This window comes from Mycolicibacterium xanthum (assembly GCF_019710635.1).
Taxonomy (GTDB): domain Bacteria; phylum Actinomycetota; class Actinomycetes; order Mycobacteriales; family Mycobacteriaceae; genus Mycobacterium; species Mycobacterium xanthum.
On record NZ_JAIFZS010000055.1, the window covers coordinates 57,898 to 83,336 of the forward strand.

Genomic DNA, 25,439 nt, shown 5'->3' on the forward strand with positions numbered 1-25,439 from the left:
CCACACCTCGCCCGCAGGGAAGATCAGATCCCCACCGTCACCCGGAACAACCGTGTCGGCTCCTGCGCGGTCAGCCTGATCGTGCCGTCGTCGGCGCCGACCCATGCCGCGGTGCCGCGGCTCACCCCCACCGTGCTGGTCTTGGCCTGCACCGTCGCCGATCCCTGTGCGCACAGCAGGATCTGCGGCCCGTCGTGACGGGTGGGCGCGTCGATTTCGTGCCCGAGCTGATCGCCGTCGACGCACAACACCGACACCGCGAACTCCGGCGCCGGCGTGCGATAGACGAGTTCGGCGCCGTCCCGCAGTGATTCGGGGCGCACCAACATGTCGGTGGCCGGGGTGAAGTCGAGTACGCGCAGCAACTCGGGCACGTCGACGTGCTTGGGGGTCAGGCCGCCGCGCAACACGTTGTCGGAGTTGGCCATCACCTCCACGCCGACGCCCTGCAGGTAGGAGTGCAGGCAGCCGGCGGGCAGGTAGATCGCCTCGCCGGGCTGCAGCGTCAGCCGGTTCAGCAGCAGCGAGGCCAGCACGCCGGCATCGCCCGGGTACCGTTCGCCGAGCTCAAGCACCGTCTTGGCCTCACGCTCGAATTCTTCTGCGCCCGAACGCACGTAGTTGATCGCCCCGTCGATCACCAACGGCACCAGCTCGTCGAGGTCGGGCTGCGGAAAGGTGATCCAGGTGGTGAACAGCGCGCGCAGGCCGTCGGCGTCGCACTGACCGGCCAGCAGGTTGATGAACGGGTCCAGCGCGTCGACGCGCAGGGCCCGCATCAACTGCACCGACCGGGCGGGAGGCTGGAAGCCGGCCAGGGCCTCGAACTGGTCAAGCGCGATGATGATCTCGGGTTTGTGGCTGCGGTCGCGGTAGTTGCGGTCCGGCGCGGTGACCGGTAGTCCGGCGCGCTCCTCGCAGGCGAACCCTTCGATGGCCTGCTCGGTGCTCGGATGTGCCTGCAGCGAAAGCGGTTCGTCGGCGGCGAGCACCTTCACCAGGAACGGCAGGGTGTCGCCGAACCGGCCGCGCACCACCGGCCCGAGTTCGCCCTCGGGATCGGCGTGCAACGCGTCGAGCAGCGACCGCTCGCCGGCGTCGCTACGCAGCCACGCCGGGTCGCCGGGGTGGGCACCGAACCACAGCTCGGCCTCAGGGTGGGCGGTCGGGCTCGGGGCCCCGGTGAAGTCGGCGATCGCGGTTCGCGAGCCCCACGCATAGGTCCGGACCGCGCCCTTGAGCAGATACACCCGACTCAACCCCGAACCAGTCGCCGGTAGACCGCCGCCATCTCCAGGCGCACGGCGAGCAACGCCAGTTGTTGTTCGGGCCGCCCCGGGCCGCGCGCCGGGACCGGGCCCGGCTCGTCCCCGGCGACCTCGACGTCCGGCACGTCGTCGGCGTTGACCACATTGACGTCGTCGAAACCCCGCAGCCGCGCCGAGATCGCGGGCCGGTCGGCGTCGGCGGTCAGCACGAAGGTGCGGGTGCGCGCCGGCAGCGGCCCTTCGATCTGTTCGTCGTGAAAGATCGACAGCGCGTCGTCGGCGCCGGTTCCGCGGCCCCAGCCGGTGCCGATCGCGGTCAGCACGTCGGCCAGCCCGGCGGCGGCCACCGTCTGGTGGGCGATGCGCAGCATCACCGTGCAGGCGTGCCGCGCCAGGATCAGCGTGGCCGCGGTGTCGCCGGCGAAGACGACGTCACGTCCGGACATCTGGTTGGCCAGCGCCTTGGCCGGGTTGGTGAACAGGTCGCGTCCGGCGCTGTTGCGAAACGCCTCGGCGTCGAGTTCGTCGGCCAGCCCGGCCAGGTCGGCCCGAACCCCGGGGGTGATGACGTCGAGCACGGCGAGCCCGGCGGCCAGGTAGCGGACCAGCGTGAAGTCGTCGGGCACCGGCAGCCGCGGCGGCAGCGCCACCGAGCGCCCGGCGGTGGCGTCGCGCAGCGGGCCCTCGAACGGCGCGACGACGACGACGCGGGCGCCGCGCCGCACCCCGGTCGCAGCGGCCGCGACCAGCGCCGGGTCCCCGGCGTCGTCACCGGCGACGACCAGGACGTCCAGTGCGCCGATCCACGGCGGGGCCTCGGCGGCGACGACGATCGGCGCGCCCACCGAACCGCCCAGCACCGCGGCCAGCAGCGTTCCCGCGGTGTCGGCGTTGCCGCGGCCGGCCACCCAGACCACCGTGCGCGGCGGCACGTCGGAGCGCAACTCCTCGAGGTCGCCCTCGTCGAGCGCGGCCGCGGCGGCCCGCACCTGCGCGCCGGCCATCGAGGCGGCGCGCAGCAGCCCGAGCCGGTCGGCGCCCAGCAGACCGTCGGCGTCGTCGAGGTCGACCACGGCCGCCGAGGTCGCGTTCACGTCGGCTCCTTGACACCGGCGGTGATGTGGGAGCCGATCTCGTCCACCAAATCGTTGACGTCCTCGGCGGTGCGCGCCTCCACGTTGAGCCGCAGCAGCGGCTCGGTGTTGGACATCCGCAGGTTGAACCAGCTGCCGTCACCGAGGTCGACGGTCACCCCGTCGAGGTGGTCGATGCCCTGCGCCCGGGAGCCGAACGCCCTGAGCACCGAGTCCACCGCGGCGGGCGCGTCGGTGACGGTGAAGTTGATCTCGCCGGAGGCCTCGTAGCGCTGGTAGTCGGCCATCATGTCGGACAGCGGGCGGTCCCGATCGCCGAGCGCGGCCAGCACGTGCAGCGCGGCGAGCATCCCGGAGTCGGCGCCCCAGAAGTCGCGGAAGTAGTAGTGCGCCGAGTGCTCGCCGCCGAAGATCGCGCCGGTCTCGGCCATCAACGCCTTGATGTAGGAATGCCCGACCCGGGAGCGCACCGGCGTGCCGCCGCGCTCGGTGACCAGCTCGGGCACCGCGCGCGAGGTGATCAGGTTGTGGATGACCGTCGCGCCGATCTCGCGGGTCAGCTCGCGGGCGGCGACCAGCGCGGTGACCGCCGACGGCGAGACCGCCTGCCCCTTCTCGTCGACGACGAAGCAGCGGTCGGCGTCGCCGTCGAAGGCCAGCCCGATATCGGCACCGATCTCCAGCACGTGGGCCTGCAGGTCGACCAGGTTGGCCGGGTTCAGCGGGTTGGCCTCGTGGTTGGGGAAGGTTCCGTCGAGTTCGAAGAACAGCGGCGACAGCGTGATCGAGGGGATCGGGCCCAGCACCGCCGGGGTGGTGTGCCCGGCCATCCCGTTGCCCGCGTCGACGGCGACCTTCAGCGGGCGCAGCGAGCTCACGTCGACCAGGGAGCGCAGGAACTCGCCGTAGTCGGCGAGCACGTCGCGGTCGGTGACGGTGCCCCGCGGCCCGTCGAAGCCCGGCACGCCGGCGATGACCTCGTCGCTGATCGTGGTCAGGCCGGTGTCCTTGCCGACCGGCTTGGCCCCGGCGCGGCACAGCTTGATGCCGTTGTAGGCGGCCGGGTTGTGGCTGGCGGTGAACATCGCGCCCGGGCAGTCGAGCATCCCGGAGGCGAAGTAGAGCTGATCGGTCGAGGCCAGCCCGATGCGCACGACGTCGAGGCCCTGGCCGGTGACCCCGTCGGCGAACGCGGCGGCCAGCGTCGGCGAGCTGGTCCGCATGTCGTGCCCGGTGACGACCTGGCCGGCATCCGATCCCCCACTGTCGCGGACCAGTCGGGCGAACGCGGCGCCGACCTCGGCGACGAATGCCTCGTCGATCTCTTCGCCGACGAGCCCACGCACGTCATAGGCCTTGATGACGCGCTGCACCGCCGCGGCGGGACGAGACATAGAGCTCCTTGAACGACAGAACCGGTACCGCCAAGCCTAGCCGTCGCGTGCGACGGCCATGGCCACTAGTCCCACCCTCGGCGCCGCCGTTGCCGAACTGGCACCACCGTCCGCCGAAATGGCATTCCGGCAGGCGAAATGCGAGTGAACGCCTGCTGGAATGCCAGTTCGGCGCTGGATGGCTCAGTCGGTGGGGTCGGGCAGCACCCGCAGGTGGCCCCGGCGTCGGCCGTTGGTCTCCGGCCGGCGGGCCGGCGGCGCCATCAACGCGCCCCCGAGGGCGCCGGTGACCGGGTCGGAGAAGCCCGGGGTGAAGCCGGCCGCGGGCGCGGCGCCGTCCCTGCCCTCCCGGACCGCGTCGGCGAGCGCGACCAGGTCGTCGTCGTCGGGGTGCGGCGGCAGCGGACCGGCGTGGCGCACCAACTCCCAGCCGCGCGGTGCGGTGATCCGGCCGGCGTGCATGACGCACAGGTCCCACGAGTGCGGCTCGGACACCGTGGCCAGCGGCCCCACCACGGCCGTCGAGTCGGAGTACACGAACGTCAGCGTCGCGACAGCGTAGTGAGGACACCCGGGCCGGCAGCAGCGACGGGCAACATTCACAGCGGAAGGCTATCGTGCGCAATCGCCCCGATCGCGGCGGACACGCGCAGTCGTGGGGCGGCCGAAGCCCAACCGTTACGATCTTTTTCGTGAGCTTGCGCAACCATCGGGGGTCGCGACGGGGCCGCGAGATGCGGGGACCGTTGCTCCCGCCGACCGTTCCGGCCTGGCGCAGCCGCGCGGAACACTTCGACATGGCGGTGCTGGAAGCCTACGAACCGATCGAGCGACGCTGGCAGGACCGCGTGTCGGCGCTGGATGTGGCGGTCGACGAGATTCCGCGCATCGCGCCCAAGGATCCGGACAGTGTGCAGTGGCCGCCGGAGGTGATCGCCGATGGTCCGATCGCGCTGGCCCGGCTGATTCCTGCCGGGGTGGATGTCCGCGGCAACTCCACGCGGGCGCGAATTGTGTTGTTCCGCAAGCCGATCGAGCGTCGAGCCAAGGACACTCTCGAGTTGACCGAGCTGCTGCATGAACTGTTGGTGGCTCAGGTGGCCACCTATCTGGGTGTCGAACCGTCGGTCATCGACCCGACGCTCGACGAGGACTAACTCTGGAGGATCAGGGGCGCGTCAACGCTGACGTGCCCGGGTGCGCCGGCGGGCGTCAGATGATGCCGCGCTTGAGGCGGCGACGCTCCCGCTCGGACAGGCCGCCCCAGATGCCGAAGCGCTCGTCATGGGCCAGCGCGTACTCCAGGCACGCGTCGCGCACCTCGCAGCCCAAGCAGATCCGCTTCGCCTCGCGGGTCGAACCGCCCTTCTCGGGGAAGAACGCCTCGGGGTCGGTCTGCGCGCACAGCGCACGCTCCTGCCACTGATCCTCGGCGTCCTCGGCCTCGTCTTCGAAGAACTCGGCGTGCGACGGCACCAAACTCAGTTGGGGACGTCCGGTCGCGCCAGTCGGCGTCGGCCCGGTCTGGATGTGCGGTGCACTTCCCACCGTTCCGAGGAGCCCGGTGTCGAACCGGATTTCACCGAAATCGGGCTGCTCGAAAGCCATGTTCGCCTCCTCCACAATTCTCGTAGATCCGTTAAATGCCAGCCCCACTATGAAATGTGTGGCCATCCCAATTCGAACAAGTGATCGAATCTCGGTCTGCGACACCAGAACCGGTCGGCGACCGCGAAATGACACTGGTGTGATTACACACGCGTGAGCTGCATCGGTCAAGCGATAGAACAGAAATTCATACCATTCCGTGACAGAAAAACGGCGCGTCGCGCTTTGGCGTGTCTGTCACCCTGTCCCGCACCGGGGGCCACCCGCCCGATCTGCGGCGGACAAACCGCCTAGTCTCGGTCGGTGTGAAGGTCACGGTTCTGGTCGGCGGCGTCGGCGGTGCGCGCTTCCTGCTCGGTGTGCAGCACCTGCTCGGCCTGGGCCAGTTCGGTCACGACCCTATCTCAGAACACGAGCTGACGGCGGTGGTCAACATCGGCGACGACGCGTGGATGTTCGGCCTGCGGATCTGTCCGGACCTGGACACCTGCATGTACACCCTCGGCGGCGGGATCGATCCCGAGCGCGGCTGGGGCCACCGCGACGAAACCTGGAATGCCAAGGAGGAACTCGCCGCCTACGGCGTGCAGCCGGACTGGTTCGGCCTGGGCGACCGCGACCTGGCCACCCATCTGGTGCGCACCCAGATGCTGCGGGCGGGCTATCCGCTTTCCCAGGTGACCGAGGCGTTGTGCCGGCGCTGGTCGCCCGGCGCGCGGCTGCTGCCCGCCAGCGACGACCGCTGCGAAACCCACGTCGTCATCACCGATCCGGAGGACGGCGAGAAGCGGGCCATCCACTTCCAGGAGTGGTGGGTGCGCTACCACGCGAAGGTGCCCACCGACAGCTTCGCGTTCATCGGCGCGGAGAACGCCACGGCCGCGCCGGGGGTCACCGAGGCGATCGAGGGCGCCGACATCGTCTTCATCGCACCGTCGAACCCGGTGGTCAGCGTCGGACCGATCTTGATGGTCGGCGGCGTCCGCGCCGCACTTCGGGCCACCCCGGCGCCGGTGATCGGCTACTCCCCCATCATCGGCGGAAAGCCGTTGCGCGGCATGGCCGATGAATGCCTGTCGGTGATCGGCGTGGAGAGCGCCTCCGAGGCGGTCGGCGCGTATCACGGCGCCCGCTCGGGCACCGGGATCCTGGACGGCTGGCTGGTGCACGACGGCGATGACGCCGCGCTGGACGGCATCGCGGTGCGCTCGATTCCGCTGCTGATGAAGAGCCCGGCGGTCACCGCCGAGATGGTGCGCGCCGGAATGGATCTGGCCGGGGTGCGGCCGTGAACGACCACGGCACCTCGGCACCGGTGGAACTGCTGCCCGTCACCGGCCTGCCGGAGTTCCGGCCCGGCGACGACCTGGCCGACGCCATCGCCGCGGCCGCACCGTGGCTGCGCGACGACGACGTCGTGGTGGTGACCAGCAAGGTGCTGTCCAAGTGCGAGGGCCGGATGATCGACGCACCGACCGACCCCGAACTGCGGGACGCACTGCGACGCAAGTTGATCGACGGCGAGGCGGTGCGGGTGCTGGCCCGCAAGGGGCGCACGCTGATCACCGAGAACGCGCTCGGGCTGGTGCAGGCCGCCGCCGGGGTGGACGGATCCAACGTCGACTCGGGTGAACTCGCGCTGCTGCCCGTCGATCCCGACGGCAGCGCGTCGAAGTTGGTGCAGGAGTTACAGAAGCGACTGGCGGTGCGTGTGGGTGTGGTGGTGACCGACACCATGGGCCGGGCGTGGCGCACCGGGCAGACCGACGTCGCCATCGGCGCCGCCGGCCTGACCGTGCTGCACGGCTACGCCGGGGATCACGACCGCCACGGCAATGAGCTGATCGTCACCGAGATCGCCGTCGCCGACGAGATCGCCGCGGCGGCGGATCTGGTCAAGGGCAAGCTGACCGCGGTGCCCGTCGCGGTGGTGCGTGGCCTGAGGCTGCGCGACGACGGATCCACCGCCCGCGCGCTGGTGCGCCCCGGCGAGGAGGACCTGTTCTGGCTCGGCACCGAGGAGGCCATCGCGCTGGGCCGCTCGCAGGCACAGCTGCTGCGCCGCTCGGTGCGCAGCTTCAGCGACGAGCCGGTGGACCCAGCGTTGATCGAGGCCGCGGTCGGGGAGGCGCTGACCGCGCCCGCGCCGCACCACACCCGGCCGGTGCGCTTCGTCTGGGTGCAGGACCCAGCCGTCCGGCGGGGACTGCTCGACGCGATGAAGGACCGGTGGCGCGCCGATCTGCTCGGCGACGGCCGTGACCCTTCTGCGGTCGAGCGCCGGGTCGGCCGCGGCCAGATCCTCTACGACGCAGCCGAACTGGTCATCCCGTTCATGGTTCCCGATGGCGCACACAGCTATCCGGATGCCGCGCGCACCGCGGCCGAGCACACGATGTTCACCGTCGCCGCCGGGGCGGCGGTCCAGGCGTTGCTGGTGGGGCTGGCGGTGCGCGGCCTCGGCAGCTGCTGGATCGGCTCGACGATCTTCGCCCCGCAGCTGGTGCGCGAACGGCTGCGGGTGCCCGCGGACTGGGAGCCATTAGGGGCGATCGCAATCGGCCATCCCCTCGACGGACCGGCCGGTCCCCGCGACCCGGTGCCCACCGACGACCTTCTGGTGCGGCGATGAGCGCCTGCGCGAAGAGCAGAGGTGCCGATGAGCGCTTGCGCCGCGACGAGCCCTCGGGCGAGGAGCCATCGATGAAGAGCAGAAGGTACCGATGAGCCTGCACGCCTCGGCCGTCGAGGTGCTCAGCGCGTGGCGACCGGCCGATCCGGGGCAGGACTCGCTGCGGCATGCGGTGCTGGCGTTCCTCGACGCCCGCCCCGATGCCTGCATGCGGGCAAGCGTGCCGGGCCACATCACCGCCTCGGCGCTGGTGCTCGACCACACCGGCAGCCAGGCGTTGCTGACGCTGCACCCGCGCATCGGGCGGTGGGTGCAGCTCGGCGGGCACTGCGAGCCCGAGGACGAGACCCTGATCGCGGCGGCACTGCGGGAAACGACCGAGGAGTCGGGCATCTCCGGGCTGACCATCTCCCCCGAGCCGGCGGCGCTGCACGTGCATCCGGTGACCTGCTCGCTGGGGGTGCCGACCCGGCACCTGGACGTGCAGTTCATCGTGCACGCGCCCGCGGGCGCGCAGTTCGTGTGCAGCGACGAGTCGCTCGACCTGCGCTGGTGGCCACTGGCCGAGTTGCCCGACGACACCGACTACGGCCTGGCGCAGCTGGCCGCCGCCGCGAAAGCGCGCTGAGGCGCAAACACCCCGGCCAAGCACTATGGAGAGGCGACGGCGAACAAGCGCCACTCGCCCGGCACGCCCTTGAGTTCGTGAGCGCCGCGGTCTTCGAACTCGAGCCCTGAGCCGATCACGAGGTCACGCAGCGTGCTGGACACGAGCACGTCGTTCGGCCCGGCCAATCCGCTCACGCGCGCACCGATGTGCACGGCGATCCCACCGATGTCATCGCCCCGGATCTCGCATTCGCCGGTGTGCAACCCGGCCCGCACCTCGATACCGAGTGCCTGCACCGCATCACGGATCGCCATGGCGCAGCGGATCGCCCGCTGCGGGCCGTCGAACATTGCAAGGAATCCGTCGCCTGACGTGTTCACCTCGCGGCCTCGAAACCGCGCGAGCTGCGAACGGACGACAGCGTCGTGCGCGTCGAGCAAGGTGTGCCAGTCCCGGTCGCCGATCTCCGCTGCACGCCGCGTCGATTCCACGATGTCGGTGAAGAGCACCGTTGTCAGAACCCGATCAGCAATCACGTCAGCGTTGTGGCCAGTGAGGAATGCGTGGATCTCCTGGAACGACGCGCGCCATTCTGGTTCAACGGTGTGATACCAGTTGCGGCCCGGCAGCTCAACATATTTGGCGCCAGGTATGTGATCGGCGATGTATTTGCCCTTGGCGGGCGGAATTGCCACGCAGTCGGTGTGGTGGAGGACGAGCGTTGGTACGCGGACTGTCGGTAGCACTGCCCGCACGTCCATTCCCATCGCGAGGGGTCTCACCAGGGCTAGCGTCCTGGGGCTCACCGCCAGACGTTCCATTCGTGCCCACGACGCCCGGATCTCTTCGTTCCACGGCATGTCCGGGTTCAGTAGATGTTGGACCTTCCCGCTGCCCCACATGCGGAGATTCGCAGCTCGCGCTTCGTCTTGGGCGAGTGCGGTACCAGCGGCGTCCGCGAAACCGCCGAGAACGACCAGTGCCGTGGTGCGGGACGGATGTGTCGCCGCGAACAGCGCAGCGGGCGCGAACGCAGCGTTGGACGCGACGAGAACAGCTTCGCGACTACCCAAATCGTCGAGCACCGCGGTGATGCTGTCGGCCCATTGCTCCAACGTCGGCAGCGCCTCGGGCGTGACGGGATCGGAAGCCCCCGTGCCCGGCTGGTCAAAGAGGACATATCGACCGAGCGACGTCATCGCCTCGAGCCAACCCCGAATGGACGGTACTTCCGGGAGAACCTCGCAGCAGCTGAACCAGTTCGCGACGGAAACGATGTCGCGCGGACCTTCACGCGATGCGCGATAGGCCACGCGCAGGTCCCCGTTCAGCGCGTAGCGCGTCTCCGAGAACATCGCAGAAGTCTAGTTCCCGGAGGCGCGCCGACAGCCGATTGTGCTTTACCAGAGCGCTCCCTGAATTCCATTAAGCGCAATCGTTGCCAACTCGACACGCCACCGTTCAGCGGGCCCATCCTCAAGACAGTTTCAGCGGCGTCGTACCAGTTTCGCTTGTAGCCGCTGCATCAGGGCGATCGCTCGCTCTCCTTGGCTGCCACGCGCAGGAAACATGCCGAGTTGCCGCATGACATCCATCATGTCGACCACAATCCGTATCCGGCTCACGAGCCCATCACGGATTTCGGCGATCTCCCGAACGTCGAACTCCACGCGCTTGCCAGGGGGCGCGAGGCCCGGTGGGTCGAGCTGCCCGGTCTGGGTGCCCACTGCGAGCCAGTTCAGGCTGATTCGTGGGGCGTGTGGATGGAAGAACGAGTCCGTCCATCAGCTCGAGTGTCAGATCGGGATAGCCCCTCCACATGTTCGTGTAGAACGCTGTTACCTCGGCGCGTCCATGCATGGGCGCGGGTGCGGCACTGTGTTCGATGATCACGTCCTCGGTCATCAGCGCAACGAAGCCGTCGGGATCGTGGGCGCTAAAAGCGGCCGCCGCACGTTCCACGATGCTGTTGACAAGAACCTCGTCGACCCGTGCGGCTTCGGTCTCACCAGTTGTCGTGATTACCTCCAAGCATCAAAGGGGATGCCAAAGACCAGCTGTGGTTCAGTACACCCCTTCCTCGGGGGCAGGGCGTGGATTTCACCAAGGAATAGATGTCCTGCGGCTGGTGAAATGCACTTTGGCCAGTCGCGGGAGCTACGGGTGCAAAACTAGATGTCGCTCGAGAAGCGGATGCCGCCGTCGGGGATGGTGATGCCCGGCCACACCCGGGCTCCACGCAGTAGCTCGCAGCGCGCCCCGATGTCGGCGCCGTCGCCGATCACCCCGTCGCGGATCAGCGCCCGCGGCCCGATGTGCGCGCCGAAGCCGATGATCGAGCGCTCGATCACCGCACCGGCCCCGACCTTCACCCCGTCGAAGATCACCGCGCCGTCCAGTCGCGCCCCGCCGGCGATCTCGGCGCCGCGGCCGATCACCGTGCCGCCGATCAACAGCGCCCCTGGCGCCACGCTGGCGCCGTCGTGCACCAGCGACTCCCCGCGATGGCCATTGAGCGCCGGCGACGGCGCGATGCCTCGCACCAGATCCGCCGACCCGCGCACGAAGTCCTCGGGCGTGCCCATGTCGCGCCAGTAGGTGGCGTCGACGTAGCCGAACACCCGGTGGCCGTCGACCAGCAGACCGGGGAACACCTCGCGCTCCACCGACAGCGCCCGGCCCTTCGGAATCCCCTCGACCACAGCGCGCTTGAACACATAGCAGCCCGCGTTGATCTGGTCGGTCGGCGGGTCCTGCGTCTTCTCCAAAAACGCCGTCACCCGCGAGTCGGCGTCCGTTGGCACACAACCGAATGCACGCGGGTCGCCGACGCGGACCAGATGCAGCGTGACGTCGGCGTCCTTGGCCGTATGCGCATCCAGCAGCGCCCGCAGGTCACACCCGGACAACACGTCACCGTTGAACACCACCGCGGTGTCGTGGCGCAGCATGGGGGTGACGTTGGCGATGCCGCCGCCGGTGCCCAGCGGTTCGTCCTCGACGACGTAGTCGATCTGCAGGCCCATCTTGGAGCCGTCGCCGAACTCCGACTCGAACACGCCCGCCTTGTAGGAGGTGCCGAGCACGACGTGCTCGATGCCGGCTGCGGCGATCCGCGACAGCAGGTGGGTCAGGAACGCCAGGCCCGCGGTCGGCAGCATCGGCTTGGGCGCCGACAGCGTCAGCGGCCGTAGTCGGGTGCCCATCCCGCCGACCAGCACGACGGCGTCCACCTCTGCCGGATTGACCATCACTGCCGCCCTTTCGCCTGTGCCCGCCGAGCCTTCCGGCGGGAGTTCCGGACGACCAGGCCGGCCCGCGTCTCCAGTGCCCCCCGAAACGCCCACCGTAGCGGCGCCTGCCACCACGACGGGTAGCGATCCGCCAGGAAAGTGTAGGTGCTGACATGATGCGCCGCCAGATTGCGGGCCGGGTCGCGACCGGTGGAGTGGCCCTTGTCGTGCAACACCTCCGCCGCGGGCACGTAGACGTTCTGCCAGCCCGCGGCCTCGAGCCGATCTCCCAGGTCGACGTCCTCCATGTACATGAAGTAGCGCTCGTCGAAGCCGGACACCGTGGCGAACGCCTCGCTGCGCAGCAACAGGCACGAGCCGGACAGCCAGCCCACCGCGCGTTCGCTGGGATCGGTGCGGTCCTGACGGTAGGCGGCCGTCCACGGGTTGGTCGGCCACAGCGGGCCGACGACGGCGTGCATGCCGCCGCGGACGATGCTGGGCTGGTGACGCGCCGACGGGTACACCGAGCCGTCCGGGTCGCGGATCAGGGGGCCCAGCGCACCGGCGTTCGGCCAGCGCGAGGCCGCCTCGAGCATCAGGTCGATGCTGCCCGGCCCCCACTGCACGTCGGGGTTGGCGACGATGAAGAAGTCCGTGCCGGAGGTCAACCCGTATTCGGCGACGGCCCGGTTGATGGCACTGCCGTAGCCCAGGTTCGACCCGGTGCGCAGCAACCGCACGTTCGGGTAGCGCTCGACGGCCTCCTCGGGGGCGCCGTCGGTGGAGCCGTTGTCGGCCATCACGACGGTCACCGGCCGGTCGGTGGCGTGCGCGAGGGTGGCCAGGAACCGGTCCAGATGCGGTCCCGGCGAATACGTCACCGTCACGACGTAGAGTTCGTCGCTCACCGGCGGCCTACCCATCCCACGGCGTAGAGGGTAGCGCGGGTCAGGCAACCGACAGCGCCGCGCACAGCGCCTCACGCCACCCCCGCAGCGGTGTCAGCCCGGCCTCGGCGGACCTGCGCGCCGACAGCGCCGAATACGGCGGCCGCGGGGCGGGACGGGGATGCTCATCGCTGCCGACCGGCCGCACCCGCGACGGGTCGGCGCCCAGCTCGGCGAACACCGCCCGGGCCTGCTCGAAGCGGCTGACCGCACCGTCGTTGGCGGCGTGCAGCAGCGGCTGCCGGATCGCGCCGTCGGCGATCTGCAGCAGCGCGGTGCACAGGTCTTCGGCATAGGTCGGCGAGCCGATCTGGTCGGCCACCACCTCGACAACGCCGTCGCCCAGCGCCGCCCGGCGCATCACGGCGACGAAGTCGGTGCCGTCGCGGCCCTGGTACACCCACGCGGTGCGCACGATGTGGGCGTCGGGCATGGCCGCCAGCACCGCGAACTCGCCGGCCAGCTTGGTGCGCCCGTACACCGACAGCGGCCCGGTGGCGTCGTCGATGTCGTAGGGCCGCGGCCCGCCGCCGGGCACCGCGCTGAAGTCCCCGCTGAACACGTAGTCGGTGGAGATGTGGATGAAGTCGGCACCGGCGCGGGCACATGCGCGGGCGATGGTCTCGGGGCCGGTGGTGTTGACCGCGGCCACGCGCTCGGGTTCGGCCTCGGCGGCATCGACCTTGGTGTAGCCGGCGCAGTTGATCACCACGTCGCCGGCCTCGATGAACCGTGCAGCAGCCAGCGCGTCGGTGATGTCCCACTCCGATCGCGTGAGCGCCACCACGTCGCGGCCCTGCGCACGGGCCTGACCTGCCAACACCCGGCCCACCATGCCGCCGGCTCCCGGAATGACGATGCGGCCGTTCATGTAACGAGTTTGGCACGCCGATCTCGGCTACCCGGCTCCCCGCCTGCTCGCCAGTAGCCTGGGCAAATGCCTGTAGCTCGTTTGATGCGTGTGATCTCGGTGGCCGTCGCGATGGCCATCGTGGTGACCACCGGCGTCGCGTGGGGCAAGATCCGCTCGTTCGAGTCGGGCATCAACCACGTCAGCCCGATCACGCTCGGTGAGGGTGGCGAGGACGGGGCCATCGACATCCTGCTGGTCGGCCTGGACAGCCGCACCGACGCGCACGGCAATCCGCTGAGCCAGGACGAACTGGCCACGCTGCGCGCCGGCGACGACGAGTCGACCAACACCGACACGATCATCCTGGTACGCATCCCCAACAACGGGCGCTCGGCGACGGCGATCTCCATTCCGCGCGACTCCTACGTCGAGGCCCCGGGCATCGGCAAGATGAAGATCAACGGCGTGTACGGCTCGGTGCATCTGGAGAAGATGAAGGAGCTCGTCGAGGAGCAGGGCGAGGACCCGTCGGTGGCCGAGCCGGAGGCCGTCGCCGCCGGCCGCGAGGAGCTGATCAAGACGGTCGCCAAACTCACCGGTGTCACCGTCGACCACTACGCCGAGATCGGCCTGCTCGGTTTCGCGCTGATCACCGACGCGCTCGGCGGTGTCGACGTCTGCCTGCGCGACGCCGTGTACGAGCCGCTGTCGGGTGCGGACTTCCCGGCCGGCTGGCAGCGGCTGACCGGCCCGCAGGCGCTGAGCTTCGTGCGCCAGCGCCACGACCTGCCGCGCGGCGACCTGGACCGGGTGACCCGCCAGCAGGCGGTAATGGCCTCGCTGGCCCATGAGGTGATCTCCGGCAAGACGCTGTCCAGCCCGGCGACGCTGAACCGGCTGCAGGAGGCCGTGCAGCGCTCGGTGGTGCTGTCGGAGGGCTGGGACATCATGGACTTCGTCGAGCAGTTGCAGAACCTGGCCGGCGGCAACGTCGCGTTCGCGACCATCCCAATCGTCGAGGAGGCCGGCTGGAGCGACGACGGCATGCAGTCGGTGGTCCGGGTCAACCCGACCGAGGTGAAGGACTGGGTCACCGGCCTGCTCAACGACCAGGACGAGGGCAAGACCGAGGAACTGGCCTACAGCCCGGACAAGACCACCGTCGAAGTGCTCAACGGCACCGACGTCAACGGGCTGGCCGCCGCGGTGTCCCACGTGCTGACGACCAAGGGCTTCCGCCCCGGCGAGGTCGGCAACACCGAGGGCGTCGTGGTGACCGGCAGCGTGGTGCAGGCGGCCAAGTCCGACGATCTGGGCGCGCAGCAGGTCGCCCTCGAGCTCGGTGGGTTGCCGGTGGAGCAGGACGCCACGGTGTCGCCCGGCTCGGTGCGGGTGGTGCTGGCCGACGACTACACCGGACCCGGCGCGGGGCTGGACGGCACCGACGTCACGTTGATGGGTGCCGACCCGACCGCGACGGACATCGTGTCGGACACCGGGGACACCGTACCCTCCCCGATCATCACGGCCGGCGCCGACGACCCGGCGTGCGTCAACTGACGTGACCAACCTGAGCTCGGCGATCCTCGATCCGCTGCTGGCCGCCAACCCGGCCGGGCCGCGCATCACCTACTACGACGACGCCACCGGTGAGCGCATCGAGCTGTCCACCGTGACGCTGGCGAACTGGGCCGCCAAGACCGCCAACCTGCTGCGCGACGAACTCGGCGCCGGCCCGGGTAGCAGAATCACCGTGTTGCTGCCCGCCCATTGGCAGACGGCCGCGGTGCTGTTCGGCGTGTGGTGGATCGGCGCAGAGGTGGTGTTGAACAGCGGTTCCGGTGTCGAGGCCGATGTGGCGCTGTGCACCGCCGACCGGATCGACGAGGCGGATGCGGCGGTGGGGATGGGTGAGGTCGTGGTGTTGTCGCTGGACCCGTTCGGCAAGCCGGCGCCCGATCTGCCGGTCGGGGTGACCGATTACGCGACTTCGGTTCGGGTGCAAGGCGATCAGGTCGTGCCGGAGCGTGCGCCGGGGCCGGCGCTGGACGGACGCTCGGTCGACGACGTGCTTGCCGCGGCCCGGGAGTCGGCCGCTCGACAGGGCTTCGCCGCGACCGACCGGATCGGGTCGACGGCCGGCTGGGACAGCGCCGACGACCTGGTGGCGCACCTGCTCTCGGTCTACGTGATCGGCGCCTCACTGGTGCAGATGGCGAATCTCGACCCCGATTTGCTGGACCGCCGAAGAATTAACGAGAAATTGACGCGAACCATACCGTGACCATTTCGTTTCCCAAGCCACACGCTGCTCTCAGGTTCCTTGTGGACACTTCTGCGTGTCTGGGCGTGACAGTTTTGGCAAACGGAAGGTTCGCCGATGTCGTCGACCATCACCGCGATCGCGGTCATAGCGCTGCTGGTGATCTGGCACGCGCGTAATCGCCGGCACCCCGGGTGGTGCGCGAGTTCCGACGGCCGGTCCCACATCTACTGCGGATACGCACTGGTGATGATCGCGTCCTATTGGCTGGTCAGCGCCCCCACGGGCACCACCTGGGAATGGGCGCTGGGCAACGCCTGGCTGCTGGCGGCGATGGTGGCGTTCGTTGCCGGCTTCGAGAACCTCAACCGCGCCACCGCCCAGCGCGACGAGTTGGCCCGGCTGATGGAGACGTTGGCACCCACGACGGACTCGATCAGCCGATAGGGCATTTCTACCCACGATATCGGCCGGCACACTCATTAGGCTTTTGCTCGTGCCCGCAACCCACCGTGCTGCCCTCAATTCCGAGTTGTTGCGCAATGTCATTTCGAACACCGAATGGCGGCGCGTCGACGTTGTCGAAGAGACCGGTTCGACGAACGCCGACCTGATCGCACGTGCCGCCGCCGGCGAGGACATCGCCGGCGCGGTGCTGCTGGCCGAGTACCAGAGCGCGGGCCGCGGCCGCCACGGCAGGACGTGGTCGGCGCCGCCGCGCTCACAGATCGCGATGTCGGTCGGGGTGGACACCACCGGGGTGTCGCCCGACGGTTGGGGGTGGCTGCCGCTGCTCGCGGGGCTGGCGGTCGCACAGACGGTGCGTGATCTCGGCATCGACGCGGGTCTGAAGTGGCCCAATGACATACTCGTCGGCACCGGCAAGCTGGCCGGCATCCTGGCCGAGGTGACCGGACCGGTGATCGTGGTGGGGCTGGGCCTCAACGTCAGCCTGACCCCCGACGAATTGCCCGACCCGAACGCGGTGTCGCTGAGCATGCTGGGCCACGACGTCGACCGCTCCGCGCTGGCCGGTGAACTGCTGATCGCGCTGAGCAGGCGCGTGCGGCACTGGCGCGCGATGAAGGGCGCCGACGACGACGCCGCCGTCGACTACCGCAACCACAGCACCACCCTCGGCGCGCTGGTGCGCGCGGTGCTGCCCGGTGACACCGAGATCGTCGGCATCGCCGCGGCCATCGACGACAGCGGCCGACTGGTGATCGACACCGACGGCACGATGACGACGGTGTCGGCGGGCGATATCACCTATCTCCGCAACGGCTGACCTGTTAGTCGCTCGCCTGGGCGCGCTACCGGGGATGCACGTTCGCGTGCAGATTGGTGCTCCCCGGGGCCCGCGGTGCTGGGTAGGCTCATCGTGTGGAATCAGATGACCTCGAACCGCGGGTGGAAGCTCTGGAAAACCAGGTGCGCGATTTGACGGCCCAGATGCGGGGAAGCAAAGAGGATGCGGCGGCCGCCCGCGTGTTGGCCGGTGCCGCCGATCGCGATGTCGACGAAATGCGGGGTGAGATCCGCGACTTCCGTAAGGCCACGACAGCCGGCTTCAATGCCATGCGCCAGGACTTCGTCGACCTGCGGGGTGAGTTCGGCGTGCTGCGCGATGAGTTCGCCGACCTGCGGGGTGAGTTCGGCGTGCTGCGGGATGACTTCGGCGTCCTGCGCGGTGAGTTCACCGACCTGCGCCAGGACTTCGGCGTACTTCGTGATCACGTCGACCGAGGGTTCATGGAAATGCGCGGCAAGTTCGATGCCACTGCAGCGGGGCAACAGCAAATCGTCGACCTGCTGAACTCCATCTTCATTGAAGACGGCTAAAGCCAGGCCTGACGCGAACGTGCATTCCGTGTAGCCGCGCGACAAGGAATGCACGTTCGAGGCAAGCGCTACTTGAGCAGGGCGCGGCTCATCACCACACGCTGAATCTGGTTGGTGCCCTCGTAGATCTGGGTGATCTTGGCGTCGCGCATCATCCGCTCGACCGGGAAGTCGACGGTGTAGCCGGCCCCGCCGAACAGCTGCACCGCGTCGGTGGTGACCTCCATGGCCACATCGGAGGCCAGGCACTTGCTCGCCGCCGAGATGAACCCGAGGTTCCCCTCGCCACGCTCGGCGCGCGCCGCGGCGGTGTAGACCATCAGGCGGGCCGCCTCCACCTTCATCGCCATGTCGGCGAGCATGAACTGCACCGCCTGGAAGTCGCTGATGTTCTTGCCGAACTGCTTACGGTCCTTGGTGTATTCGATCGCCGCGTCCAGTGCGCCCTGCGCGATGCCGACCGCCTGCGCGCCGATCGTCGGGCGGGTGTGGTCCAGCGTGGCCAGCGCGGTCTTGAAGCCGGTGCCGGGCTCGCCGATGATCCGGTCGCCGGGGATACGGCAGTTCTCGAAATACAGCTCGGTGGTGGGCGAACCCTTGATGCCGAGCTTCTTCTCCTTGGGCCCGATCGTGAAGCCCTCGTCGTCGATATGCACCATGAACGCCGAGATACCGTTGGCACCCTTGTCCGGGTCGGACACCGCCATCACCGTGTACCAGGACGACTTGCCGCCGTTGGTGATCCAGCACTTGGCGCCGTTGAGGATCCAGTCGTCGCCGTCGGCCTTGGCGCGGGTGCGCATCGCCGCCGCATCGCTGCCGGCCTCACGCTCGGACAGCGCGTAGGACGCCATCGCCTCACCGTCGGCGATCGACGGCAACACCTTGGCCTTGAGCTCGTCGGAGCCGCGCAGGATCAGGCCCATCGTGCCGAGCTTGTTGACCGCCGGGATCAGCGATGCCGAAGCGTCCACACGGGCGACCTCCTCGATGACGATGCACGCCGCCACCGAGTCCGCGCCCTGACCGCCGTACTCCTCGGGCACGTGCACCGCGTTGAAACCGTTAGCCACCAGCGCGTCGAGCGCCTCTTGAGGGAAGCGCGAGTTCTCGTCGACGTCGGCGGCGTGCGGCGCGATCTCCTTCTCGCACAGCGCGCGGATCGCCGACCGCAGCTCCTGGTGTTCCTCGGGCAACTGGAACAGATCGAACGACGGATCGCCGCCCCAACTAGCCATCATGATCTCCTTGCTACTCGCCGGTAACTTTAACGTGCTCACGCCGCGCGACGGAGTCGTGGTCTCTAAGGTGGAGCTCAGCCTCGTCGAGGTTGGCTCTCAAGGTTGGTGGGTACTTTCCACCGTATGCGGGTGTACATCGAGGGCGGAGCCTTTCGCCGTACCGCGAAATGTGAGTGTGGTTGGCACGCTACTCCGCGCTGGTTGCGCGCATCAGCGGTAATCGACGCCGGCATCCATGTCGCGCAGACCGGCCACACCGAGACGCCGTTGCTGAACCCCGCCACCGTTCCGGTCGTCGTCCTCAAGGCGTCGTAACGCGCCACATCCCCGTTGATACTGCGCTGGCGGTGGGCTCCACTCGCACAAATCCGCCCTGAGTGCAGTCTGAACGGAAGCGGGGCCACAGTCTGAACGGAAGCGGGCGGCTACTCCCCCAGCAGTCGCCGGCGCAGCGCCTCATCTTTCTCCAGCACCATCGTCTCCAGCCCGGCCTGATAGTCGGCCATCCGCGACCGCAGCCCAGCGTCAGAAGCACCCAGGATGCGCACCGCCAGCAGCCCGGCGTTGCGGGCGCCGCCGATCGACACCGTCGCGACCGGCACTCCGGCCGGCATCTGCACGATCGACAGCAGCGAATCCAGCCCGTCCAGGCGGGCCAGCGGCACCGGCACCCCGATCACCGGCAAGGGTGTCGCCGAGGCCACCATGCCCGGCAGGTGAGCTGCTCCCCCAGCGCCGGCGACGATTACCTCGATTCCCCGCCCGGCCGCCTCCTGGGCGTAGGTCAGCATCCGCGCGGGTGTGCGGTGCGCGGAGACCACGCCGACCTCGAACGGCACATCGAACTCGGCCAGGGCGGACGCGGCCTCCGACATCACCGGCCAGTCGCTGTCGCTGCCCATGATCAGGCCCACCCGGGCGTGTGTCGTCATGCGTGGGGGTCCCATCCGTCGGTCCACTGCGCGTGCGACAACCAGTGTGCCGCCCGCTCCGCGCGTTCCCGCAGCGACGCCACCGACTCGGTGGCCGACCCGACGATGTTGACGTGGCCGATTTTGCGGCCCGGCCGCTCCCCCTTGCCGTACAGGTGCACCTTGGCGTCGGGCATACGCGCGCACAGGTGGTGCACGCGTTCGTCCATCGACATCGACGGGGTGTCCGGTGCCCCGATCACGTTGCCCATCACGGTGAACGGCGCCAGCGCCGACGTGTCACCCAGCGGGTAGTCCAGCACCGCGCGCAGGTGCTGTTCGAACTGGCCGGTGCGGGCGCCGTCCATGCTCCAGTGCCCGGAGTTGTGCGGGCGCATCGCCAGTTCGTTGACCAGCAGCGCGCCGTCGACGGTCTCGAACAGCTCCACCGCCATCACCCCGACCATGCCGAGTTCGGCGGCCAGCCGCAGCGCCAATCCGGAAGCGGTCGAGCCGGTTTCCTCGGATAGATCCGGGGCAGGGGCGATCACGGTCACACAGATGCCGTCGCGCTGCACGGTCTCGACCACCGGCCAGGCCGCGCCCTGACCGAATGGTGAGCGGGCGACCAGCGCGGCCAGCTCGCGGTGCATCGCGATGCGCTCCTCCACCATCACCGCCACCCCGTCGGCCAGATAACCCTCGACCACGGCGCACGCATCGTCCGGACCGGAGGCCATCACCACGCCGCGGCCGTCGTAGCCGCCCCGCACCGTCTTGACCACCACCGGCCCACCGACCGCCTTCGCGAACTCGGCGGCGTCCGAGACCGACGACACCGCCGCGTACCGCGGCACCGGCGCGCCCAGGGCCTCCAGTCGACGGCGCATCGTCAGTTTGTCCTGCGCGTGCACCAACGCTTCCGGCGGCGGCGCGACGGCGACCCCCTCGGCGACCAGCGTCTTGAGGTGGTCGGTGGGCACGTGTTCGTGGTCGAACGTCAGCACCGTCGCGCCATCGGCCACCTTGCGCAAAGCGTCGAGGTCGGTGTGCGAGCCCAGGACCACGTCCGGGGACACCAGCGCGGCCGATTCGTCGCTGCTGGTGGCCAGCACGCGCAGCGTCTGGCCCAGCGCGATGGCGGCCTGATGGGTCATTCGGGCCAGCTGGCCGCCGCCGACCATGGCGACGACGGGGGCCGCGGAGGGCTCTCGGGTGGGGCGTGCAGACACGGCACCTATCGTGTCATGACCCAGGCCACACGGTTGACCTGCGACTAAGCCGCGATGGCGAGTTTCTTGGGTTGGTTCCGTACACTTCGCTCTTGTGTCCTTTGCCGATGCGACGATCAAGCGCCTTCCGGGGCCGCTGCGTCCTTTCGCCGAGCGGCATCATGAGCTGATCAAATTCGCCATCGTCGGCGCGACAACGTTCGTCATCGACTCGGCGATCTTCTTCACCCTCAAGCTGACGGTCCTGGAACCCAAGCCGGTGACGGCCAAGATCATCGCCGGCATCGTCGCAGTGATCGCCTCCTACATCCTGAACCGGGAGTGGAGCTTCCGGGACCGCGGCGGCCGCGAGCGCCACCACGAGGCGCTGCTGTTCTTCATGGTCAGCGGCGTGGGCGTGGTGCTGGCCATGGTGCCGTTGTGGATCTCCAGCTATGTGCTGATGCTGCGGGTGCCGATGGTGTCGCTGACGGCGGAGAACGTCGCCGACTTCGTCTCGGCCTACATCATCGGCAACCTGCTGCAGATGGCGTTCCGGTTCTGGGCGTTCCGCCGCTTCGTCTTCCCCGACGAGTTCGCCCGCAACCCAGAGAAGGCCCTGGAGTCCACCCTGACCGGCGGCGGCTTCGCCGAGGTGGCCGAGGACGAGTACGAGGCGCGCCACCAGGCCGACAACGTCACCCCGATGCGGGCGTCGCGGCGGCGGCAGCGTCAGCTGGGAGCTTCCTCCGAACCCAGGGTGTCGAAGACTTCGTGATACAGCAGTGAGTGCACCCGCTCGACGTTGGGGATGTCTTCGAACTCGAGCGGGTCCTGGGCTGCCGATTCGATGATCAGCGTGCCGGTGCGCAGCATGCGGTCGATGAGGCTGTGGCGGAATTCCACGCTGTTGATGCGGGCGAGCGGGATGTCGATGCCCTGCCGGGTGACCAGCCCGTGGCGGTACATCACCCGGCGGTCGGTGATGACGAAGTGGGTGGTCCACCAGTTCAGGAACGGCCACACCGACAGCCACAGCACAAGGATCAGCCAGAGCGCGGCGATGACCAGGTGGACGATGTTCTTGGCGTTGGACTCCCAGTCCAGTGTGTTGACGTAGCCGGCGAGGAACGCGGCGGCGGCGCTGGCGACGAGCAGGATCAGCGCCGGGACGGTCAGCCGCCCCCAGTGCGGGTGGCGGTGCAGCACGACACGTTCGTCTTTGGCCAGCACATTGTCCGGGTAACCCACGGGAGAACTGTACCCAGGGCGGGGGCCGCAGGCTCTGTCGCGCCACCAACCGGCTAGCGATCCTTGGTCGCTAGCGATCCTTGGTCGCTAGCGATCCTTGGTCGCTAGCTCGTTGAGAGTTGTCTTGAGTTTTTAGGCTGCGTTCGGCAGGAGCCGAGCTCGATCGATGGTTTCGTTGATGTGAATGTCGATGGTGTGCAATGCCTTTCGCAATGGCGGTGGCGCTGGAGGCTGGTCGCCGGCAAGTAGCGGGCGGAGTAGCCGGTCGTGCAGTTTGGTGTAGAAGATCGCGAAACGTAGGCCGTCGCCGGTGAATCGGTAGCGGTTCTTGCCGGGACTCGGGTAATGAGCCCGTTGAGGCGTAGCCGGGCCAAGTCGTAGCTGGCCTGGTTGGTGGTGTAGTCAGTGCTCTCGAGCAGTCCGGGCATCAAGGCGCGCAGGCTCTTGTTGGTGATGCCGGTGACGGCGAGCACGGTGGTGCATAGGGCGCCGGCCAGGGCTTGGACCCGAGGGTCGCCGAACCGCAAGGCCGGGGCCCTCCTGCCATCCTCGGTGAGGGTGGGCCGGGCGATCCGCTCAAAGGCTGGACTCGCCAGGACACAGCCCTGACCGACACGTTCAGTATCGAGCAGGCGGCGGTTGACCGCACGGGCGCGGGCCTGCAGTTCGTCGAGATGGGTCAGGCGGCGGTGACACCGCAGGTCGTCGGGTGAGTTGATGACGGTCTCGATGCGCAGCGCCCGCCCGTCCTTCAAATACTGCTTGATGCGGGAGTGCTTGTAGAAGGCGTTGACGGTGACGTCAGTGCCGCGGGTGATGATCTTTGTTTTCGGCACGCAGTCCAACTTCGGGGGCCGGCCCAGGTGTCGGGGCCCGTGGAAGATCAGTTCCACACTGTTGGGGCGGCCGATGTCGAGATTGTCGGCGACGAGGGCTTCGAAGAACGCCCTCGCTCGGCGCGGGGCGTCGAAGACCAGGGTGCGCGACACCTCGATCTGGCGCATCGACAGCTCCCACCAGTAGCCCGCGGCGCGGTCGTGCTCGGTCAGCGGCAACGGCAGCCGGCTCATCCAGCGTTGGAAGAACACCCCGATGGTGCCCGGGCCCAGCCGGTCACAGATCGTCTGCAGCGCGGCGGGATCGGTGCAGGTGGCGAACCCGTTGGACAGCTCGGTGAACCCGATGCCGGCGGCGGTGGCCTGGCGTTTGGCCCACTCGTGACCGTTGAGCCACACCTTGATCGGGTACGGGAAGTAGGCGCAGATCTTGATGAACGCCGGCCCGAAATCGGCATCCCAGAGATAGAAATAGAAACACGTCACCCGCCGGTCGGCCTTGGTGAACGAAAACCACGGAACGCCGTTGCGGCCCATGCGTTTCGTCGCGGCGAACACGTTCTGGAACTCCTGCGCGACCCCGATCGCGGCCACCCCGCAGCGGCCGGTGAGCGCCTGCCGAGCCAGATACGGCCGCATCCGATCGATCTTGCGGTCGTCCTTGATGAACCGCACCACCGGGATGTGGTTGTCTGCAGCGAAGCGGTCCACCGCCCTGCGGAACGCTGTGCCGATCTTCTCCATGATCGCCGGCGACGGAATCGGATAACCCAGATGTGCGGTCATGAACGACACCACCTGACCGCCCACCTGCAAATTCGGCACGTAACCGTTCAGATAGATCCGATCCAGGCACTCCACATCCAGGTCCACATGCCCGTCGAGCACATCATTGACGGTCACCGGCTTGTCCATGACCATCAGCGTGACCGCAGCTCACACGGGCCACAAGCCCGCAGCCTCGGCGGTCAGAGGCGAAGCCTCACTGGATGAGTGATTCCAGGGGGTCAGTGGTCGTAGGCGGTCAGTGATCGTTTGATGGTGGCGCCGAGGTGGTCGTTGTGCCAGATGGCGGCGGTGAGGGCGAGGATGCGTTGGGCGATGCGGACGCAGACTCCGCTGAACGTGCGTCCGCCGTGGCGTTCAAGGTCGAGTTGGCCTTTGAGGGTGTCGTTGACGGACTCGATGATCTGGCGCAGGGGTTTGAACAAGTGGTGTCCGCTGCGGGGAGTCTCGCCTTTGCGTTGCGGGCGTAGCAGGGCGATTCCAGCGTCGGCGAGTTCGGCCTCGAACACGCGCCCGTAGTAGTTCTTGTCGGCGATGATCGTGGTCGGCGACGATGCTTGTGTTGCAGCCAAACTGGTGGTTCCGGTGAGGATGTCGCACAGAGCGTGGCGTTCGTCGGCTTTGGCTCCGGTCAGCGCCCACCCGGTGGGCAGCCCATGCAGCGTGCACACCAGATGCAGCCGCAGTCCCCAGAAGTAGCGCGAGTGTGAGGCGCAGTAGCCGTACTCGGCCCACCCGGCCAGATCTGAACGCTTGGCGGTCTCGCGGGAGCGGCCGCATTCGACCGGGGTGGAGTCGACCACCCAGGTGGTGTCGTCGCCGATGCTGGTCATCGCTGCCAGTCGGGTAGTCAGCCACGCCATGGTGGGCGCCAGCGCCCGCAGCCGTTTGTTGTAGCCCGATTGGCCCGGCAGGTCGGGGAACATCGCCAGCAGGTGGGTGCGCACATGGCGCAGCCAGCGGCGCTCGCTGGCGAAGCCCAGCAGTGCCTGCATCACCGCCAACGCCAGCAGTTCGGCGTCGCTGATGTGCGGGATGAACCCCACTTTCGGTCGGGGTGGCACCCGATAGGGGTGTTGTTTCAGCAGGTCATCGGTAGTGACGTACAGTGCGGTGATGAGGGCGTCCAGGTCAGCGCCCACGACAGGTCTCCAAGCCTTGAGCGTGTGGTAGTAGTGTGGTTCCCCCGAAATCGTGGAGGGTTTCCTATGCCGCTTGCGGCTTGGTCTTGGCTTCCCTGATTTCGTAGTTGACGGGCGAGAGACCGTCGGCGGCGCTGTGACGGCGTTGGTGGTTGTAGAAGGTGTAACACCAGTCGATGACCACAGCCTGCGCGTGGATGGTATCACGGAAACGATTGCGGGACAGTACTTCCCACTCCAGCGAGGAGAAGAACGCCTCGGCGGCCGCATTGTCGAAACACGATCCCACCCGGCCCATCGACTGCCGAATCCCC

Annotated in this window: 28 protein-coding genes; 10 read left to right on the top strand and 18 right to left on the bottom strand. The window is 68.6% G+C overall.

Features of this window, described 5'->3' with window-relative positions:
* Positions 1-23 precede the first annotated feature (23 nt).
* From manA to JDV09_RS20330, 4 genes are all read right to left on the bottom strand, one after another.
* The gene (gene manA / locus JDV09_RS20315; protein ID WP_221370934.1) at positions 24-1,250 is read right to left on the bottom strand and encodes a mannose-6-phosphate isomerase, class I; all 1,227 of its coding nucleotides are present in this window, start codon (positions 1,248-1,250) and stop codon (positions 24-26) included.
* Between the two features lie 5 nt (positions 1,251-1,255).
* The gene (locus JDV09_RS20320; RefSeq protein WP_221370935.1) at positions 1,256-2,362 is read right to left on the bottom strand and encodes a TobH protein; all 1,107 of its coding nucleotides are present in this window, start codon (positions 2,360-2,362) and stop codon (positions 1,256-1,258) included.
* Positions 2,359-3,756, bottom strand: a complete 1,398-nt coding sequence (locus JDV09_RS20325; protein ID WP_221370936.1) for a phosphomannomutase/phosphoglucomutase — start codon at positions 3,754-3,756, stop codon at positions 2,359-2,361. Before JDV09_RS20325 ends, JDV09_RS20320 begins: the two co-directional genes overlap by 4 nt.
* 183 nt (positions 3,757-3,939) lie before the next feature.
* Entirely contained in the window at positions 3,940-4,359 is a 420-nt protein-coding gene (locus tag JDV09_RS20330) for a DUF3499 domain-containing protein (protein ID WP_221370937.1), read from the bottom strand.
* A 131-nt stretch (positions 4,360-4,490) separates the two neighbouring features.
* Here JDV09_RS20330 and JDV09_RS20335 point away from each other — a divergent pair, with 131 nt between their 5' ends.
* Positions 4,491-4,913: a metallopeptidase family protein gene (locus JDV09_RS20335; protein WP_221370967.1), complete on the top strand. Its 423-nt coding sequence runs from the start codon at positions 4,491-4,493 to the stop codon at positions 4,911-4,913.
* Between the two features lie 55 nt (positions 4,914-4,968).
* Here the strand turns inward: JDV09_RS20335 and JDV09_RS20340 are convergent, their stop codons facing one another.
* The gene (locus tag JDV09_RS20340; RefSeq protein ID WP_221370968.1) at positions 4,969-5,235 is read right to left on the bottom strand and encodes a WhiB family transcriptional regulator; all 267 of its coding nucleotides are present in this window, start codon (positions 5,233-5,235) and stop codon (positions 4,969-4,971) included.
* Positions 5,236-5,669: 434 nt separating this feature from the next.
* Here JDV09_RS20340 and cofD point away from each other — a divergent pair, with 434 nt between their 5' ends.
* The 3 genes from cofD to JDV09_RS20355 all read left to right on the top strand — a co-directional run bounded on the left by cofD (position 5,670) and on the right by JDV09_RS20355 (position 8,624).
* Complete coding sequence (gene cofD / locus JDV09_RS20345) at positions 5,670-6,656, top strand: 2-phospho-L-lactate transferase (protein WP_221370938.1); 987 nt, start codon at positions 5,670-5,672, stop codon at positions 6,654-6,656.
* Complete coding sequence (locus JDV09_RS20350) at positions 6,653-7,996, top strand: coenzyme F420-0:L-glutamate ligase (RefSeq protein WP_221370939.1); 1,344 nt, start codon at positions 6,653-6,655, stop codon at positions 7,994-7,996. The genes cofD and JDV09_RS20350 overlap by 4 nt, the downstream gene beginning before the upstream one ends.
* A 91-nt stretch (positions 7,997-8,087) precedes the next feature.
* The gene (locus JDV09_RS20355; RefSeq protein WP_221370940.1) at positions 8,088-8,624 is read left to right on the top strand and encodes an NUDIX hydrolase; all 537 of its coding nucleotides are present in this window, start codon (positions 8,088-8,090) and stop codon (positions 8,622-8,624) included.
* 23 nt (positions 8,625-8,647) lie between these two features.
* On the opposite strand, the gene JDV09_RS20360 is transcribed toward JDV09_RS20355, so the two are convergent.
* The 6 genes from JDV09_RS20360 to rfbD all read right to left on the bottom strand — a co-directional run bounded on the left by JDV09_RS20360 (position 8,648) and on the right by rfbD (position 13,660).
* Positions 8,648-9,961 (bottom strand): adenylate/guanylate cyclase domain-containing protein, encoded by a 1,314-nt coding sequence (locus JDV09_RS20360; RefSeq protein ID WP_221370941.1) that lies wholly within the window; start codon positions 9,959-9,961, stop codon positions 8,648-8,650.
* Positions 9,962-10,093: 132 nt separating this feature from the next.
* Entirely contained in the window at positions 10,094-10,333 is a 240-nt protein-coding gene (locus JDV09_RS20365) for a hypothetical protein (RefSeq protein WP_221370971.1), read from the bottom strand.
* Positions 10,239-10,568 carry a nuclear transport factor 2 family protein gene (locus tag JDV09_RS27545; protein ID WP_372452985.1) on the bottom strand — a complete coding sequence of 110 codons (330 nt, stop codon included), beginning with the start codon at positions 10,566-10,568 and terminating at the stop codon, positions 10,239-10,241. Before JDV09_RS27545 ends, JDV09_RS20365 begins: the two co-directional genes overlap by 95 nt.
* Positions 10,569-10,777: 209 nt before the next feature.
* On the bottom strand, positions 10,778-11,857 hold the full coding sequence (gene manB, locus JDV09_RS20375; RefSeq protein ID WP_221370943.1) for a mannose-1-phosphate guanylyltransferase ManB: 1,080 nt from the start codon (positions 11,855-11,857) through the stop codon (positions 10,778-10,780).
* The gene (locus JDV09_RS20380) at positions 11,857-12,750 is read right to left on the bottom strand and encodes a glycosyltransferase family 2 protein (RefSeq protein ID WP_221370969.1); all 894 of its coding nucleotides are present in this window, start codon (positions 12,748-12,750) and stop codon (positions 11,857-11,859) included. The genes manB and JDV09_RS20380 overlap by 1 nt, the downstream gene beginning before the upstream one ends.
* A gap of 40 nt (positions 12,751-12,790) precedes the next feature.
* Positions 12,791-13,660, bottom strand: a complete 870-nt coding sequence (gene rfbD / locus JDV09_RS20385) for a dTDP-4-dehydrorhamnose reductase (protein ID WP_221370944.1) — start codon at positions 13,658-13,660, stop codon at positions 12,791-12,793.
* Between the two features lie 66 nt (positions 13,661-13,726).
* Here rfbD and JDV09_RS20390 point away from each other — a divergent pair, with 66 nt between their 5' ends.
* From JDV09_RS20390 to JDV09_RS20410, 5 genes are all read left to right on the top strand, one after another.
* Positions 13,727-15,202 (top strand): LCP family protein, encoded by a 1,476-nt coding sequence (locus JDV09_RS20390; protein ID WP_221370945.1) that lies wholly within the window; start codon positions 13,727-13,729, stop codon positions 15,200-15,202.
* Between the two features lies 1 nt (position 15,203).
* Positions 15,204-15,926 carry a TIGR03089 family protein gene (locus JDV09_RS20395; protein WP_221370946.1) on the top strand — a complete coding sequence of 241 codons (723 nt, stop codon included), beginning with the start codon at positions 15,204-15,206 and terminating at the stop codon, positions 15,924-15,926.
* 96 nt (positions 15,927-16,022) lie between these two features.
* On the top strand, positions 16,023-16,352 hold the full coding sequence (locus JDV09_RS20400) for a hypothetical protein (protein WP_221370947.1): 330 nt from the start codon (positions 16,023-16,025) through the stop codon (positions 16,350-16,352).
* A 49-nt stretch (positions 16,353-16,401) separates the two neighbouring features.
* Positions 16,402-17,193: a biotin--[acetyl-CoA-carboxylase] ligase gene (locus JDV09_RS20405; protein WP_221370948.1), complete on the top strand. Its 792-nt coding sequence runs from the start codon at positions 16,402-16,404 to the stop codon at positions 17,191-17,193.
* Between the two features lie 95 nt (positions 17,194-17,288).
* Entirely contained in the window at positions 17,289-17,747 is a 459-nt protein-coding gene (locus tag JDV09_RS20410) for a hypothetical protein (RefSeq protein WP_221370949.1), read from the top strand.
* A 68-nt stretch (positions 17,748-17,815) separates the two neighbouring features.
* Here the strand turns inward: JDV09_RS20410 and JDV09_RS20415 are convergent, their stop codons facing one another.
* From JDV09_RS20415 to JDV09_RS20425, 3 genes are all read right to left on the bottom strand, one after another.
* Positions 17,816-18,985, bottom strand: a complete 1,170-nt coding sequence (locus JDV09_RS20415; protein WP_221370950.1) for an acyl-CoA dehydrogenase — start codon at positions 18,983-18,985, stop codon at positions 17,816-17,818.
* A gap of 428 nt (positions 18,986-19,413) precedes the next feature.
* Complete coding sequence (purE, locus tag JDV09_RS20420; RefSeq protein ID WP_221370951.1) at positions 19,414-19,920, bottom strand: 5-(carboxyamino)imidazole ribonucleotide mutase; 507 nt, start codon at positions 19,918-19,920, stop codon at positions 19,414-19,416.
* The gene (locus tag JDV09_RS20425; RefSeq protein WP_308124185.1) at positions 19,917-21,131 is read right to left on the bottom strand and encodes a 5-(carboxyamino)imidazole ribonucleotide synthase; all 1,215 of its coding nucleotides are present in this window, start codon (positions 21,129-21,131) and stop codon (positions 19,917-19,919) included. Before JDV09_RS20425 ends, purE begins: the two co-directional genes overlap by 4 nt.
* A gap of 94 nt (positions 21,132-21,225) precedes the next feature.
* On the opposite strand from JDV09_RS20425, the gene JDV09_RS20430 reads away from it, so the two are divergent.
* Positions 21,226-21,888, top strand: a complete 663-nt coding sequence (locus JDV09_RS20430) for a GtrA family protein (RefSeq protein WP_221370952.1) — start codon at positions 21,226-21,228, stop codon at positions 21,886-21,888.
* Here JDV09_RS20430 and JDV09_RS20435 read toward each other — a convergent pair.
* The 4 genes from JDV09_RS20435 to JDV09_RS20450 form a co-directional block, all read right to left on the bottom strand.
* Positions 21,843-22,361: a PH domain-containing protein gene (locus JDV09_RS20435; protein WP_221370953.1), complete on the bottom strand. Its 519-nt coding sequence runs from the start codon at positions 22,359-22,361 to the stop codon at positions 21,843-21,845. The two genes, JDV09_RS20430 and JDV09_RS20435, sit on opposite strands and share 46 nt — an antisense overlap.
* 104 nt (positions 22,362-22,465) lie before the next feature.
* Positions 22,466-24,112 carry a hypothetical protein gene (locus tag JDV09_RS20440; RefSeq protein WP_221370954.1) on the bottom strand — a complete coding sequence of 549 codons (1,647 nt, stop codon included), beginning with the start codon at positions 24,110-24,112 and terminating at the stop codon, positions 22,466-22,468.
* Between the two features lie 92 nt (positions 24,113-24,204).
* Positions 24,205-25,125 (bottom strand): IS982 family transposase, encoded by a 921-nt coding sequence (locus tag JDV09_RS20445; RefSeq protein ID WP_221370955.1) that lies wholly within the window; start codon positions 25,123-25,125, stop codon positions 24,205-24,207.
* A gap of 64 nt (positions 25,126-25,189) precedes the next feature.
* The coding region (locus tag JDV09_RS20450) for an integrase core domain-containing protein (RefSeq protein ID WP_221370956.1) at positions 25,190-25,439 on the bottom strand (250 nt) is incomplete at its 5' end.